Annotated in this window: 12 protein-coding genes; 8 read left to right on the top strand and 4 right to left on the bottom strand. The window is 72.5% G+C overall.

Annotation, left to right across the window (positions count from 1 at the left end; all coding sequences use genetic code 11):
- Nucleotides 1-317 precede the first annotated feature (317 nt).
- The 8 genes from xylB (at nucleotide 318) to IA22_RS0121260 (ending at nucleotide 10,600) form a co-directional block, all read left to right on the top strand.
- Nucleotides 318-1,799, top strand: a complete 1,482-nt coding sequence (gene xylB, locus IA22_RS0121295; protein WP_030124502.1) for a xylulokinase — start codon at nucleotides 318-320, stop codon at nucleotides 1,797-1,799.
- Nucleotides 1,800-1,870: 71 nt separating this feature from the next.
- Entirely contained in the window at nucleotides 1,871-3,157 is a 1,287-nt protein-coding gene (locus IA22_RS0121290) for a VWA domain-containing protein (protein WP_015579608.1), read from the top strand.
- The gene (locus tag IA22_RS0121285; RefSeq protein ID WP_030124501.1) at nucleotides 3,157-3,981 is read left to right on the top strand and encodes a hypothetical protein; all 825 of its coding nucleotides are present in this window, start codon (nucleotides 3,157-3,159) and stop codon (nucleotides 3,979-3,981) included. Before IA22_RS0121290 ends, IA22_RS0121285 begins: the two co-directional genes overlap by 1 nt.
- A gap of 156 nt (nucleotides 3,982-4,137) precedes the next feature.
- Nucleotides 4,138-5,505 (top strand): cytochrome P450, encoded by a 1,368-nt coding sequence (locus IA22_RS0121280; protein ID WP_030124500.1) that lies wholly within the window; start codon nucleotides 4,138-4,140, stop codon nucleotides 5,503-5,505.
- Nucleotides 5,506-5,598: 93 nt separating this feature from the next.
- Nucleotides 5,599-7,488, top strand: a complete 1,890-nt coding sequence (locus IA22_RS0121275) for an ABC transporter ATP-binding protein (protein WP_014152886.1) — start codon at nucleotides 5,599-5,601, stop codon at nucleotides 7,486-7,488.
- A gap of 98 nt (nucleotides 7,489-7,586) precedes the next feature.
- The gene (locus IA22_RS0121270) at nucleotides 7,587-8,072 is read left to right on the top strand and encodes a DUF4334 domain-containing protein (protein WP_014152887.1); all 486 of its coding nucleotides are present in this window, start codon (nucleotides 7,587-7,589) and stop codon (nucleotides 8,070-8,072) included.
- Nucleotides 8,073-8,088: 16 nt separating this feature from the next.
- Complete coding sequence (locus IA22_RS0121265) at nucleotides 8,089-9,189, top strand: zinc-binding dehydrogenase (protein ID WP_245229593.1); 1,101 nt, start codon at nucleotides 8,089-8,091, stop codon at nucleotides 9,187-9,189.
- Between the two features lie 220 nt (nucleotides 9,190-9,409).
- Nucleotides 9,410-10,600, top strand: coding sequence for a low temperature requirement protein A (locus IA22_RS0121260; RefSeq protein ID WP_014152889.1), 1,191 nt, complete (start codon nucleotides 9,410-9,412; stop codon nucleotides 10,598-10,600).
- 14 nt (nucleotides 10,601-10,614) lie between these two features.
- On the opposite strand, the gene IA22_RS0121255 is transcribed toward IA22_RS0121260, so the two are convergent.
- The 4 genes from IA22_RS0121255 to IA22_RS0121240 form a co-directional block, all read right to left on the bottom strand.
- A complete protein-coding gene (locus IA22_RS0121255; protein ID WP_030124499.1) occupies nucleotides 10,615-11,238 on the bottom strand; it encodes a maleylpyruvate isomerase family mycothiol-dependent enzyme in 624 nt (207 codons plus the stop codon).
- An 87-nt stretch (nucleotides 11,239-11,325) separates the two neighbouring features.
- Nucleotides 11,326-12,657 carry an FtsX-like permease family protein gene (locus tag IA22_RS0121250; RefSeq protein ID WP_030124498.1) on the bottom strand — a complete coding sequence of 444 codons (1,332 nt, stop codon included), beginning with the start codon at nucleotides 12,655-12,657 and terminating at the stop codon, nucleotides 11,326-11,328.
- Nucleotides 12,647-13,387, bottom strand: coding sequence for an ABC transporter ATP-binding protein (locus IA22_RS0121245; protein WP_015579599.1), 741 nt, complete (start codon nucleotides 13,385-13,387; stop codon nucleotides 12,647-12,649). The genes IA22_RS0121250 and IA22_RS0121245 overlap by 11 nt, the downstream gene beginning before the upstream one ends.
- Nucleotides 13,384-13,953 carry a PadR family transcriptional regulator gene (locus IA22_RS0121240; RefSeq protein ID WP_014152893.1) on the bottom strand — a complete coding sequence of 190 codons (570 nt, stop codon included), beginning with the start codon at nucleotides 13,951-13,953 and terminating at the stop codon, nucleotides 13,384-13,386. The genes IA22_RS0121245 and IA22_RS0121240 overlap by 4 nt, the downstream gene beginning before the upstream one ends.
- Nucleotides 13,954-13,972 lie beyond the last annotated feature (19 nt).

The following is a 13,972-nucleotide window of genomic DNA, read 5'->3' as shown; positions in this document are numbered from 1 at the left end:
ACGCGTCGCGTCACCGAACGGGTCGTTGCCACGCCAGCCCACCGTCCACAGACCGAACGTGAACCTGTCCGCGGGAGTGGGAGTGAAGCGGTCCGTCATGGTGTCCACCTTCGCCTGCCTGGGCCCCGGAGCCGTCGCCAGTACCCCGGGCCTATTTGTTCACTGACATGATTAATTATGCACACGGCACCGTGAGGAGGTAACCCCCTGGAGGGCAAATCGAGGGGCGCCCCTGTTCCGGACGCCGTCGATCACGTAATTTGTTTGTCGCACTCCCAAAACCAGCACAGCCGAACCCGCACGAGAAGAGGTAGCCCATGCCGCCGCGTACCGTCGTCATCGGCGTGGACAGCTCCACCCAGTCCACCAAGGCTGCAGTCACCGACACCGAGACCGGTGAGCTGCTCGCCGTCGGCCGCGCTCCGCACGTCGTCACCGGCGAGGGCGGGGCCCGCGAGACCGACCCCGAGGTCTGGTGGCTGGCCCTGTGCGACGCCGTCGCGGCCGGACTCAAGGAGTCCGGGCTCTCCCCGTCCTCCGTGGTCGGCATCGCGGTCGCGGGTCAGCAGCACGGCCTCGTGACCCTCGACCGGGCCGGAAGGCCGCTGCGCCCCGCGCTGCTGTGGAACGACACGCGCTCCGCGCCGCAGGCGGCGGCACTCGTCGCCGAGCTGGGCGGCCCCGAGGCGTGGACCGCGCGCACCGGCACCGTGCCCGTCGCGTCCATGACCGCGACGAAGTGGCGGTGGCTGCGCGAGAACGACCCGTCGAACGCCGAGGCGACGGCCTCGGTGCGGCTGCCCCACGACTTCCTGACGGAGCGGCTGGCCGGTGTCGCGGCGACGGACCCGGGTGACGCGTCGGGCACCTGCTGGTACTCCACCGCGACGGGCGCGTACGACCCGGACCTCCTGGAGCGACTGGGTCTGAGCGTCTCCATGCTGCCCGAGGTCGCCGCGACGGGCGGGACCCGGATCGGCTCGCTGACGGACTCCGCGGCCGAGGCACTCGGTTTGCCGGCCGGGATCGCCGTCGCGGCGGGCACCGGGGACAACATGAGCGCCGCCGTGGGCCTCGGCCTGGGCGGCGCGGGACTGCTGGACCACCCCGTCCTGAGCCTCGGTACCTCGGGAACGGTCTTCGCCGCGTCCCGGACGCGTCCGGCGTCCACGGCCCTCTCCGGCTTCGCCGGCGCCGACGGTACGTACCTCCCCCTGGCCTGCACCCTCAACTGCACCCTGGCGGTCGACAAGGTGGCGTCCCTGCTCGGACTGCACCGGGACGACGCGACGCCCGGCGGCGAGGCCGTGCTCCTGCCCTACCTGGACGGCGAGCGCACCCCGGACCTCCCCACCTCGTCCGGCCTGCTCACGGGGCTGCGCCACGACACCACACCGCAGCAACTGCTGGGCGCGGCGTACGAGGGAGCGGCGTTCACCGTGCTGCGCGCCCTCGACGAACTGCTGCTGGCCTGCGGCCTCGACCCCGCCGACCCCGAGGTCGCCGGCCGGCCCCTCCGGCTGATCGGCGGCGGCGCGCAGGGCCGCACCTGGGTGGAGACCGTGCGCCGCCTCTCGGGCCGCCCCCTGATCGTGCCGGGCAGCGGCGAGCTGGTCGCGCTCGGCGCGGCCGCGCTCGCCGCCTCCGCGGCGGGCGGCGGCGATCCGGTCGCCGTCGCGGCCCGGTGGAACGAGAAGTCCGAGGACGCCGAACTCCCCGCGGCCGAGAGGGACACCGAGACGTGGGAGCGGATCGGTTCGGTGCTGGACAGGGCCTCGGAGCCCCTCCTCGGCGGCTGAGGCAGGACCCTTAAATCGCGCCTGCCGCAGATGTTTTGGGGATGACCGCGGATCTTCAATAGGATCCGGCGATGATCATAAGAAAACGGCTGACGGCCGGGGTGTGCGTCCTTCTCGCCACCCTGGCCGCCGGGCTCGGCACCGCCCTCCCGGCCGCCGCCGACGAACCTTCCGCCGCCGCGTCACCCAAGGTCGAACTGGTCCTTGACGTCAGCGGCTCCATGCGCACCCGGGACATGGGCGGCGAGTCCCGGATATCCGCCGCCAAGCAGGCGTTCAACGACGTCCTGGACGCGGTGCCCGAGGAGGTCCAGCTCGGCATCCGCACGCTCGGCGCCGACTATCCGGGCGACGACCGGAAGGTCGGCTGCAAGGACACCAAGCAGCTCTACCCGGTCGGTCCGCTCGACCGCACGGAGGCCAAGACCGCCGTCGCCACCCTGGCGCCGACCGGCTGGACCCCGATCGGTCCCGCCCTGCTCGGTGCCGCCGACGACCTCGACGGCGGTGACTCCACCCGCCGGATCGTCCTGATCACCGACGGCGAGGACACCTGCGGCCCGCTCGATCCCTGCGAGGTCGCGCGTGACATCGCCGCACGGGGTATCCACCTGGTCATCGACACGCTGGGCCTGGTGCCCGACGCCAAGATCCGGCAGCAGCTGACCTGTATCGCCGAGGCCACCGGCGGCACGTACACCGCGGTCCAGAACACCGATGAACTCTCGGGCCGCGTGAAGCAGTTGGTGGACCGGGCCGCCGAGCCCGTCGTCACCCCGGTCGCGACCGAGGGCGCGGGCAGCTGCGCCTCGGCCCCGGAGCTGCAGGCAGGTCTCTACACGGACCGTCAGGAGATCGGCAAGCACCGCTGGTACCGGGTGAACGTCCTGCCCGGCCAGGAACTGCGGGCCTCGGTGAGCGTGGCGGCCGACCGCGCCGTGGACAACGACTACGGGATCCTGCTGCGTGCCGTGACCGCGCACGGCCGCGAGATCGTCCGGGGCGCGGAGTCCGGCACGGGACGTACGGACGCCATCTCCACCGGGCTGCGCTATCCGAAGCCCGAGCAGGACGACGCCGATGTCTCCGACAGCGACGTGAAGCCCGCCGCCGAGGCGGTGTGCCTCCAGCTCGGCAACTCCTTCTCGGCCCCCGCGTCCGTGAAGACCACGCCCGGGATGCCCGTCGAGCTGACCATCGACCTGGTGGACGCTCCCGACGAGTCGGCCGACGTCGCCGCGTTCGGCCTGGGCCGCGGCTGGTGGCTGCTGGGCGTCATGGTCCTGACCGGACTGATCGCCGGCCTGCTGTTCGGCTGGATCTCGCGCTGGCGTGTCGCCGTATGGAGGACCAACTGATGCGTACCACCCGCAGGAACACCCTGAGGCGCGGAGGCGTCGGCGCGCTGCTGGCGGCCGTCACCCTGCTCACCTCGGCGGGTGCCGCGGTCGCGGACGACCCGTCACCGAGCGCGAGCGCGGACGGCGGGACCGCCGGTCCGACCGAGGCCGGCACCACCTTCCGCACCGCCACGGCGATCCAGCAGGGGCAGAAGGCCACGGCGGAAGCCTCCACCGGTGACTACCTGTACTGGGCCTTCCCCGCCGACGCCGGGCAGCGCCCCACCGTCCGGGCGAAGGTGAGCCTGCCGGAGAGCTCCACCCGGCACGGCGCGTCCACCTGGCAGATCGACGTGTACGACGGTCTCCGCCGCAGGCAGGCCTGCATGTACGGCCACCAGACCAGGAAGGCGGCGCCGGACGCGGGAACCGTCGAGCTCTCCTGCGTGCTGCGCACCGTGCGCGCCTGGTCGGAGCCGTGGGCGTCCGACCCGCTGCCCGGCAGCTACTACGTACGCCTGACGGTGGTCGGTCTGGCCGAGGAGGACCTCGGTCTTCCCGTCCACGTCGAGACGCAGGCCGACTCGGCCGACCAGGGCGGCGCCGCCGACGTGGACGGCGCCCTCGCCGAGCCCGTGGTGCCGGGCGCGTCCGCCGTCTCGGCGAAGGGCGGCAGCGCCCCGGCCGCCACCGAACCGGAGGACGGCTGGTCCTCCGGCTGGTGGACCAGCCGCTGGCTGTGGACCGTCGGGGGTGGTGTACTCGCCGCGCTGGCCGGGGTGTTCGGATACGGCCTCACCCGTGGCAACGGCCGTCCCTCCCGGGTGCCGCCGGGCGTCTGACCACGGGGCGCACCACCGCCGGAGGGCCGCAGGGAACCGCCTGCGGCCCTCCGGCGCGTCCGGGGCGGCACACCGCGCATCTCCGTCGAACTCATGGCCGACTGACGTTAGGCTCATCAACTCACCTCTCGCGTACGGAAGATGACAGGAGTCCCCATGTCCACGGAAACCGGCGCGCCCTCCGGCACCGAGCCGCGCGGTCACCGGATCGTCCAGGGGCCGAGGGGCCTTCCCTTACTGGGGTCCCTGCCCCGGTTCGGCAGGGACCCCCTGGCCTTCTTCGAGCAGCTCCGCGGCTACGGGGACATGGTGCGCTGGCGCTTCGGCCGCCACGACTGCCTCTTCGTCGCCGATCCCGAGTACATCGGCGAACTGCTCACCGAGACGGAACGCACCTTCGACCAGCCTCTGCTGGGCATCGCCTTCCGTACGGTCATGGGCAACGGTGTCGTGGTGGCGCGCGGCGCCGACTGGCGGCGCAAGCGGTCGCTGGTGCAGCCCTCGGTGCGGCCCCGGCAGGTGAAGTCGTACGCCTCCACCATGACGTCGTGCGCGGTGGAGCTGGCCGGCACCTGGTCGGCCGGCGCACGCGTCGACATCAAGCGGGAGATGGCGGCCCTCACGCAGAAGATCGCCGTGCGCACCATCTTCGGGGTGGACACCCCGGCCGACGCGGAGTCGATGGGCCGGGCCATGGACATCGCCCAGCAGGAGATCGGCAAGGAGTTCAGCGGCCTCGGCGCGGTCCTGCCCGACTGGGTGCCGACTCCCGGACGGGCGAGGATCAAGAAGGCCGCGGCGGTGATCGACGCCGAGGTGGCGCGCGTGGTGGCCCGCCACCGGGACGGTGACGGGGAGCGCCCCGACCTGCTGAGCCGGCTGCTCACCGCGGTGGACGAGACGGGGGCGCACCTCTCCGACAAGGAGATACGCGACGAGACCGTCACCCTGTACATCGGCGGTCACGAGACGACGAGTTCGACGCTCGTCTGGGCCTGGTACCTGCTCTCCCGCAACCCGCGGGCCCGGGCGGCGCTCGCCGAGGAGCTGGACCGGGTACTCGGCGACCGGGAGCCGGGCATCGAGGACTACGCACAGCTGACGTACGCCCAGGCGGTGGTGAAGGAGACCCTCCGGCTGTATCCGACGATCTGGCTGGTCACCGGGATCGCCAAGGAGGGGGCGAGGCTCGGCGGCCTTCCGGTGCCGGAGGGCACCCGGGTGTGGAGCAGTCAGTGGGCCACGCACCGGGACGGCCGGTGGTTCCCCGAACCCGAGGTGTTCCGCCCGGAGCGCTGGGACGCGGAGCAGGGGGACGAGATCCCGGAGTACGCCTGGTATCCGTTCGGCGGCGGCCCCCGGGTCTGCCTCGGTACGCGCTTCGCGATGGTCGAGGCGGTGCTCGTGCTCGCCGTCCTGGCACGTCGTTTCGAGCTGGAGGTGGACCCCGGCGCCGTGAACCCCGTCCCCACACTGACCCTGCAGCCGGACCGGGAGGTCATGGCCACCGTGAGGGCGCGCTGACCGCCCTCACGGGTGAAGAAGACGGGAACGCTTGACCTCGACTTTGGTCGAGGTCCTAGCGTGCCCTGAGTACCGGCCTACCCAGGAGTCACCATGGACATGGAAGTCACCGCGTGGCATTCGCTGCGCAGCGCGATGGAAGCCCAGCAGGACCGCAGACCCTTCTCGAAGGCGACGCTGCACCGCATCGCGGCGTTCGCCCGGCCGCACCGGGGCAGGATCCTCCGGTTCCTTCTCCTCAGCGCGGTCACCGCCCTGCTGGCGGTCGCCACCCCCGTGCTGGCCGGACGGGTCGTCGACACGATCGTGCGGGGCGGGGACGGCGGGGCGGTCACCGGGCTCGCCCTGCTCATCGCTCTGATCGCCGTCGCGGAGGCGGGACTCGGCCTCCTCATCCGGTGGCTGTCGGCCACCCTCGGTGAGGGGCTGATCCTCGATCTGCGCACCGCCGTGTTCGACCACGTGCAGCGGATGCCCGTCGCCTTCTTCACCCGGACCAGGACAGGTGCGCTGGTCAGCCGGCTCAACAACGACGTGATCGGCGCACAGCGCGCGTTCAGCAACACGCTGTCCGGGGTCGTCTCCAACCTGGTCACCCTGCTGCTCACCCTGGCGGTGATGCTGACGATCTCCTGGCAGATCACCCTGCTGGCCCTGGTCCTGCTTCCCGTGTTCGTCGTCCCCGCCCGCAGGATGGGCGCCCGGATGGCGGACCTCCAGCGGGAGGCCGCCGGCCACAACGCCACCATGGGCACCCAGATGACCGAGCGCTTCTCGGCGCCGGGCGCGACGCTCATCAAGCTCTTCGGACGTCCCGCCGAGGAGTCCGCCGAATTCGCCGAGCGGGCCGGCCGGGTGCGGGACATCGGCGTCCGTACGGCGATGCTCCAGTCCACCTTCGTCACCGCGCTCACCCTGGTGTCGGCACTGGCACTCGCCCTGGTCTACGGGCTGGGCGGCCACTACGCGCTCAGCGGCAGTCTGGAACCGGGGGCCGTCGTCGCACTGGCCCTGCTCCTCACCCGGCTCTACGCGCCCCTGACGGCGCTGGCCGGAGCGCGGGTCGAGGTGATGAGCGCCCTGGTGAGCTTCGAGCGGGTCTTCGAGATCCTGGACCTGAAGCCCCTGATCGCGGAGAAGCCGGATGCCCGCCGGGTGCCGGACGGACCGGTGTCGGTGGAGTTCGACGGGGTCTCCTTCGGCTACCCCTCCGCGGACAAGGTCTCCCTCGCCTCGCTCGAAGAGGTAGCCACCCTGGACGCGGGGGACGGCACACAGGTGCTGCACGACGTCTCGTTCACCGCGGAGCCGGGCAGGATGGTCGCGCTCGTCGGGTCGTCCGGGGCCGGGAAGTCGACGATCGCGCAGCTGCTCCCCCGGCTGTACGACGCCGACGCGGGCGCCGTGCGGCTGAACGGCGTCGACGTACGCGATCTGACGGCCGATTCGATCCGCGAGACGATGGGCATGGTCACGCAGGACGGACACCTCTTCCACGAATCGGTGCGGGCGAACCTGCTGCTCGCCAGGCCGGAGGCCACCGAGGAGGAGATCTGGGACGCGCTGCGCCGTTCTCGGCTGGACGGCCTGGTGGCGTCCCTGCCCGACGGCCTGGACACGGTGGTCGGCGAACGCGGCTACCGGCTCTCGGGCGGCGAGCGCCAGCGGCTCACCATCGCCCGGCTGCTGCTGGCCCGTCAGCGGGTGGTGATCCTCGACGAGGCGACCGCACACCTGGACTCCACCTCGGAGGCCGCGGTCCAGGAAGCGCTGGCCGAGGCGCTGGAGGGCCGCACGGCCGTGGTGATCGCCCACCGTCTGTCGACGGTCCGGGCCGCCGACCTGATCCTGGTGGTCGAGGCCGGCCGGATCGTCGAACGGGGCACGCACGAGGAGCTGCTGGCCGCCGGAGGACGGTACGAGGAGCTGCATCGCACCCAGTTCGAACGGCCGGGGGCAGCCGAGGACCAGCCGGTGCGCTGATCCCACGGCACCGGCACGCACGGCGCCCGCCCCCTAGCCTCGGCCGAAACATTGATACATACTTCGGATGCTTGTTTCACCGCTGAGGGGGTAAGCCCATGGACACCGACGAGGCACGGGCACGTTTCGCGGTCCTGCGTGCCGAGCGGTCCGCCGTCCCTGCCGGGGAACTCGACGCCGTGTGGGCCGCGTTGCCGACCGTCCGCGTCGAGGAGATCCTCGGCGCGTGGCGGGGCGACGAGTTCGACACCGGACATCCGCTCAACGGCCGTCTGCGGAAATCCGGCTGGTACGGCAAGACCTTCCTCTCGGCGGACGACGCCAAGCCGCTGGTCATGCGCGGGGAGGACGGCGAGCTGTACAGCGACACCCGCCTCGGCAAGGGCGAGGCCAGTCTGTGGATGGTCGAGTTCCGGGACGAGTCGACGGCCACCATGGTCTACGACGGCCAACCGGTACTGGACCACTTCAAGGCGGTCGACGACCACACCCTCATGGGCATCATGAACGGCAAGGGCGTCGGAGCGGACGGCCCCTTCTTCTACTTCGTCCTCGACCGGATCCCGGCGGAGGAACGGCCGTAGGAGGAAGGAGCCGGCCGTGAGGGTGAGAGCAGCAGTGGTCGAGGCGGTGGGGGCCGGATTCACCCTCCGGGACATCGACATCGCGGCCCCCGAGGGCCGGGAGGTCCTGGTGGAGGTGAGGGCGTCCGGTCTCTGCCACACCGACCTCACCGTCGCCACCCAGGCCCTGGCGGACTTCCCGCCGCCCGTGGTCCTGGGGCACGAGGTCGCCGGTGTGGTCGTCGCGACCGGCTCCCGGTCCCGCGAGTTCACCGTGGGCGACCATGTCGTGGGCTGTCTCGTCCAGTGGTGCGGCGACTGTCCGGCGTGCCTCGACGGCCGGGTGTACCAGTGCGGCCGTCCCGGGACCATCCTGCGGGATCCCGGGACGCAGGGGCCGCGGCTCAGCCACGGCGGCCGTCCCGTCACCCAGGGAATGGGCCTGGGCGGCTTCGCCGGACGGGCCCTCGTCCATGAGAACCAGCTGACCGCCGTCCCCCGCGGGCTGCCCTTCGCCCAGGCCGCCCTGCTGGGCTGCGGGGTGCTGACGGGCGCGGGATCCGTCCTCAACGGTGCGCGGGTCCGGCCGGGCGAGAGCGTGGCCGTGATCGGCGTGGGAGGCGTCGGGCTCAACGCGATCGGCGCGGCCAGGATCGCGGGTGCCTCACCGATCATCGCCGTCGACGTGCGGGACGGTGTCCTGCGGCGTGCGCGCGCCTTCGGCGCCACGGACGTGGTCAACTCCGCGTCCACGGACGCCGTGTCGGTGGTCCGCGAACTGACGGGCGGCGGGGTGCGGCACGCCCTCGACGTGGTGGGCGTGGCGGCGACGGCGGAGCAGGCGCTCCGCATGACGGCTCTCGGCGGCGGCGTCCACCTCGTGGGGCTGGCCGCCGGCCGGGCGCACCTGAAGCTGTCCCTGCCCCGGCTGCTGCTGGAGCAGAAGCGGATCCAGGGCCTCGTCATGGGATCGGGCGACCCCCGGCGTGACATCCCCCGGTACGCGGATCTCTATCTGCGCGGGCGCATGAACCTGGACGACCTGGTCTCCCGGCGGATCGGGCTGCACGAGATCGACGCCGGTTACGCCGCCCTGCGGGACCCGGACGTCGCACGGGTCGTCATCACGTCCTTCTGAACCCGCGCACGGTGCCACGGCGCGAGGTCCGCGCGGGGGCCCTGCCCGGTGGCGACGGCCTGTCGTCGTTGCGCGTCCTCGGGGAGCGCTCGTAACGTGACCGGTGTCCGTCGAGCCGGCCGACCAGGCCGGTGGTCTGCGCGATCGGTCCCGACATGTCCGGCCCACCCTCGGGACGGGCCCGGCCCGAACGTCTCCCCACCGATGGAACCAGGTACGAATGAGTCAGCCCCAGTCCCCCGCCGGCACGTGGCACCGGCCGATGGTCGCCCGCCTCGCCAGTGAGAAACACCGCGCGGCGACCGCGCTCGAGTTGTTCTTCGACCTGTGTTTCGTCGCCGCCGTCGCCCAGGCCGCGGGAGCCTTCGAGCACGAACTCGCCGAAGGCCGCGTCGGCCACGGGGTCCTCGGCTACGCGATGGTCTTCTTCGCGATCTGGTGGGCGTGGATGAACTTCACCTGGTTCGCCTCCGCGTACGACACCGACGACGTCCCGTACCGGCTGCTCACCCTGGTCCAGATCGCCGGCGCGCTCGTGCTGGCCGCCGGCGCGGCGGAGGCCCTGGAGCACGAGGACTTCACCGTCATCACCTGGGGCTACGTCGTCATGCGGCTGGCCATGGTCACCCAGTGGCTGCGGGCGGCCCGTTCCGATCCCGAGCACCGCGGCTGCTGCATGCGCTACGCGGTCGGGATCCTGGTCGTCCAGATCGGCTGGGTCGCCCGTCTGGCCCTGCCCGACGACTGGGGGCTGCCCCTCTTCGCGGTCCTGGTCGTCGCGGAACTCGCCGTCCCCGTCTGGGCGGAGAGCGCGGGCAACACCACCTGGCACCCCCACCACATCGCCGAACGCTACGGCCTGTTCACCCTGATCGTCCTCGGCGAGACCATCACCGCGGCGACGGTGGCCGTCCGTACGGCCCTCGACGACGAGACGGCACTCGGGGACATCGCGACCCTGGTCGTCGGCGGCCTGCTGACCGTCTTCGCCCTGTGGTGGCTCTACTTCGCCCAGAACGCCCCACGCCGGCTGACGAACCTGAGGTCCGCGATCCTCTGGGGCTACGGGCATTACGCCGTCTTCGCGTCGGCCGCCGCCGTCGGCGCCGGGCTGGCCCTGGGCGTCGCCCGGACCACCGGTCACGGCCACCTCTCCGACCACGCCGCCGCGGCGGCGTTCACCGTTCCGGTGGCGGTGTTCATCACCCTGGTATGGGTGCTGCACCACCGGGGCGCCGAGATCCGCAGCCGGAACGACCTCATCCACCCGACGGCGGTCGTCGCGGTGCTGGCGATGACGTTCACCCCGAGCCCGGTGCTCGCCACCGGAGTCATCGCCGCCGCGCTGGTCGCCGCGACCCTGGTCGTGTCGGCGCGAGCGCGCGGTGGGGCGGACCTCTCGGAGGACTGACGCGCACGGACCCGTCAGATCCCGGCGGCCAGTGCGCTGAGACCCGGTCCGCCGAGGTCGTCGAGCGCCACCCGCCGACGCGAGACGGCCAGGAGCAGCGACAGCGCGGGCCCGCACACCTCGGGCCCCTCGCCGATCGACAGTCCGGCGTCCGAGGCCGTCAGCCTGGTGCGCGCCACGAGTTCCCTGGCCCCGCCGAAGGAGGCCGGAGTCCGGACCTGCAGACGCAGCGACCGGACGACGGCCTCCCGCGGGTAGGAGCGGGCGATCCCCAGCGGCCGGCGGATGTCCTCTCCGTGCACGATCTCCTCGACCAGCCGGCTGTCGAGGGGCGCCGGCGGGGTCGACGTGCGCGCGGCGGCCTGCCGCAGCCGCTCCAGCGTGTCGCGCGGCGAGGCGCACCGTTCGCGCTCGACTCCCCGGGCGTTCTGACGGTCGAAGTCGAACCGTGCCCCGGCGAGACCGAGCAGGAAGCCCAGACGTGTCGTCCGGGCCGTGTCGACCAGGTGGGCGACCACGTCGTGCACGGTCCACCCCGAGCAGAGCGACGGCTCCTCCCACTGCCCGTCGTCGAGGCTCTCGAGGTCCCCGACGAGCGCCGCACGCTCCGCGTGCACCAGGGGCCAGACATCGTTCACGGCTACCTCCTCGGCCGACTGCACCCTCCACCCCTGCAGACCCACCGCGTCCGGGAAACTCATCGGTCGGGTGTACCGCGGAATCCGCTAGGTGAAGCGCAGCTCCGCCGGATTCACCGCGCGCCGGAGCAGCGGCAACGACGTCGCCGCCGCCAGCAGGCACAGCACGAGGACCGCCACGGGGACGAGCAGCGGCAGCAGGGGCACGGATGCCGTGACCACGATCATGGCGTAGCCCACGTACACCACCGTGCCGCCGAGCCCCGCGAGCAGGAGTGCGGGAGCCAGCGGGAGGGCGGTCTCGAGGAGCACCGCCTCGGCCAGGACCCTGTGCGGCACCCCGGCCGCGGCCTGGGCCGCCAGGCCCCTGCGACGGGTGGCCAGGGACTCGGCCGTGCCCACGGCGAGCGCGCAGGCGCTGATCGCCAGGGCGACCAGCACGGCGGATCCGGCGAGGTCGATCCCGGTGGTGTAGAAGGCCAGGCTCATCGGGCGGGCGGAGTCCGTGAGCGTGTCGAGCAGGACCGCGCGCACCCCGACGAAGCCCACGGCGACGACGGTGACGAGGAGCAGGGCGGCGTGGGTGCGCGCGGCGGCCCACGGGTCGTGCGCGAGCCGGCTCGCCGCGATGAGGACCGCCGGTCGCCTCGCCCGGCGGGTGAGCGTGCGGCCGATGAACGCGGCCGACGCGCCCGCCGCCCAGATCGCGCCGGCTCCGGTGAGGAGCACCAGCGCCAGGACCAGCAGCACGGGCGGTGTCACGCGGCGGCCGACCGGAAACAGGAGGAGCAGTGCGGACAGGGCGATCGACGTGGCCGCGATCAGGAAGCCGAGGGCCGCCCGTCGGCCTGCGGACGGAACCGTCCTGCGCGCGTACTCGAGGGGCGCGGCGACGACATGACGGAGGGCGAGGGCGCTCACCAGGGCAGCGGCCACCGGCACGGCCACCACGACGGCGACAAGGCCCGCCCAGGCCACCGGACGCGGGGTGTGCCCCGTCAGGGCGAGCAGCCCCAGGAACAGGGCGAGTCCGGCCGACGAGCCGGCCAGGCAGGCGATCGCGGACTCCGCGGCGGCGATCCTGCGCACCTGCCCGGGGGACGCCCCCGCGAGCCGCAGGCCGGCCATCCGGCGGTAGCGGTGCACGGCTCCGATACGCGCGCACTGGCCGAGGAAACCGAGCACGGGCACGAGCAGGAGCACAAGGGTGAACACCACCCCCGCGCGCTCACCGGGCCGGTCCAGCAGACCGTGTGCGTACGGGAGCGACACCTGGCCCGACACGGCGGCGACGGTCACGGCGGCGAGCGCCGAGCCGGTGGCGAGCAGGGCACCGATCAGCGTGAGCGAGGCTCTCCACCACTCGCGGCGTTCCGAGCCGCGCGCGAGGATCCAGGCGATACGGATGTCAGCCTTCACGGCGGGCAGCCTCCTGACCGACGACGTCGTCCGATCCGGATCGGAGGACTCCGTCGCTCATCACCACCTCGCGGTCCGCGTACGCCGCGACCTGCGCGTCGTGGGTGATCAGCAGTACCGCCGTGGCCGACTCCCGCGCCGTGTGGACGAGAGCGGTCATCACCTGTTCCCCGGCGAGGGTGTCGAGGGCCCCCGTCGGCTCGTCGGCGAAAACCACGCGGGGACCGGTGACCAACGCCCTTGCCAGCGCGACTCGTTGGCTCTGACCGCCGCTCATCTCACCGGGCCGCAGTTCCGCCTGCCCCCGGACACCGAAGCGCTCCAGCCACTCCCCCGCCTGCTGCTGCGCCGGACCGCGACGCATACCGGCGAGCAGCAGCGGCATCGCCACGTTGTCGAGCGCGGTGAGCTCGGGGATGAGCTGCCCGAACTGGAACACCACCCCGAAGTCGCTGCGACGCAGCTCGCCGAGCCGGCCCTCGGGCAGCAGACCGAGCTGTTCGCCCCCGTAGGTGACGACGCCCTCGTCCGGGCGCACGATGCCCGAAAGACAGTGCAGCAAGGTGGACTTGCCGCTGCCGCTCGCCCCGGCGACAGCCAGGATCTCGCCCTCGCGCAGTTCGAGGGACGCGCCCCGCAACGCCTCGGTCCTTCCGTACGACTTCCTCAGTCCGTGCGCCGAGATCAGCGCGGACGACTCCGGGGAGGGCCGTGGTTCCCGTGTGCTCATGCTGCGTTGACCTCCGCTGTCAGGGTGTCGATGCGAGCCGTCGTGGTGGTCATCCAGCGCACGTCGGCGTCGAGATGGGCAAGGGCGTAGTCGGCGGACAGCACCGTGCTGAGATCTGCGCCCGGTGCGGTCTTGAGCGCCGTGAGCTCGCGCATCCGCTCCATGTGGGCGGCGCGCTGCGCCCTCAGGTGCGCGGCGGCGTCCGGCTTCCGCCCGTCGGGTCCTGTCGGTGCTCCGGCTGCGGCGACGAGGATCGAGACCACCACCTTGGCGAAGATCTCGTTCGTCACGAAGGGGGCCGGGGCGGTGATCTGGTCCGTCCAGAGGGCCAGTTCGCGTGAACCCTCGTCGGTCGAACGGTAGAGGGTGCGCTCCGGGCCGCCGTCGGAATCGGTGCCGTCGACAGCGGCCAGGCCGTCCCGCACCAGTCGCTGCAGGGTGGTGTAGACCTGCCCGTAGGCGAGCGGACGGGCCTGTGGGAACCGTGCGTCGTACTGCCGCTTCAGGTCGTAGCCGTGGCAGGGACCGGCAGCGAGCAGCCCCAGGAGGACGTGTCGGGTGCTCATGCCGCCGACTATATCCTCA

The organism is Kitasatospora papulosa, from assembly GCF_000717245.1.
In the GTDB taxonomy this organism is placed as follows: domain Bacteria; phylum Actinomycetota; class Actinomycetes; order Streptomycetales; family Streptomycetaceae; genus Streptomyces; species Streptomyces papulosus.
This window is presented reverse-complemented; position numbering and strand designations above follow the sequence as displayed.

Bases quoted from the DNA above. Each gene is read 5' to 3' on its own strand.
- IA22_RS0121270 (WP_014152887.1), top strand. From the start codon at position 7,587: ATGGACACCGACGAGGCACGGGCACGTTTCGCGGTCCTGCGTGCCGAG.
- IA22_RS0121245 (WP_015579599.1), bottom strand. From the start codon at position 13,387: ATGAGCACACGGGAACCACGGCCCTCCCCGGAGTCGTCCGCGCTGATC.
- IA22_RS0121280 (WP_030124500.1), top strand. From the start codon at position 4,138: ATGTCCACGGAAACCGGCGCGCCCTCCGGCACCGAGCCGCGCGGTCAC.
- IA22_RS0121285 (WP_030124501.1), top strand. From the start codon at position 3,157: ATGCGTACCACCCGCAGGAACACCCTGAGGCGCGGAGGCGTCGGCGCG.
- IA22_RS0121290 (WP_015579608.1), top strand. From the start codon at position 1,871: ATGATCATAAGAAAACGGCTGACGGCCGGGGTGTGCGTCCTTCTCGCC.
- IA22_RS0121240 (WP_014152893.1), bottom strand. From the start codon at position 13,953: ATGAGCACCCGACACGTCCTCCTGGGGCTGCTCGCTGCCGGTCCCTGC.
- xylB (WP_030124502.1), top strand. From the start codon at position 318: ATGCCGCCGCGTACCGTCGTCATCGGCGTGGACAGCTCCACCCAGTCC.
- IA22_RS0121275 (WP_014152886.1), top strand. From the start codon at position 5,599: ATGGACATGGAAGTCACCGCGTGGCATTCGCTGCGCAGCGCGATGGAA.
- IA22_RS0121260 (WP_014152889.1), top strand. From the start codon at position 9,410: ATGAGTCAGCCCCAGTCCCCCGCCGGCACGTGGCACCGGCCGATGGTC.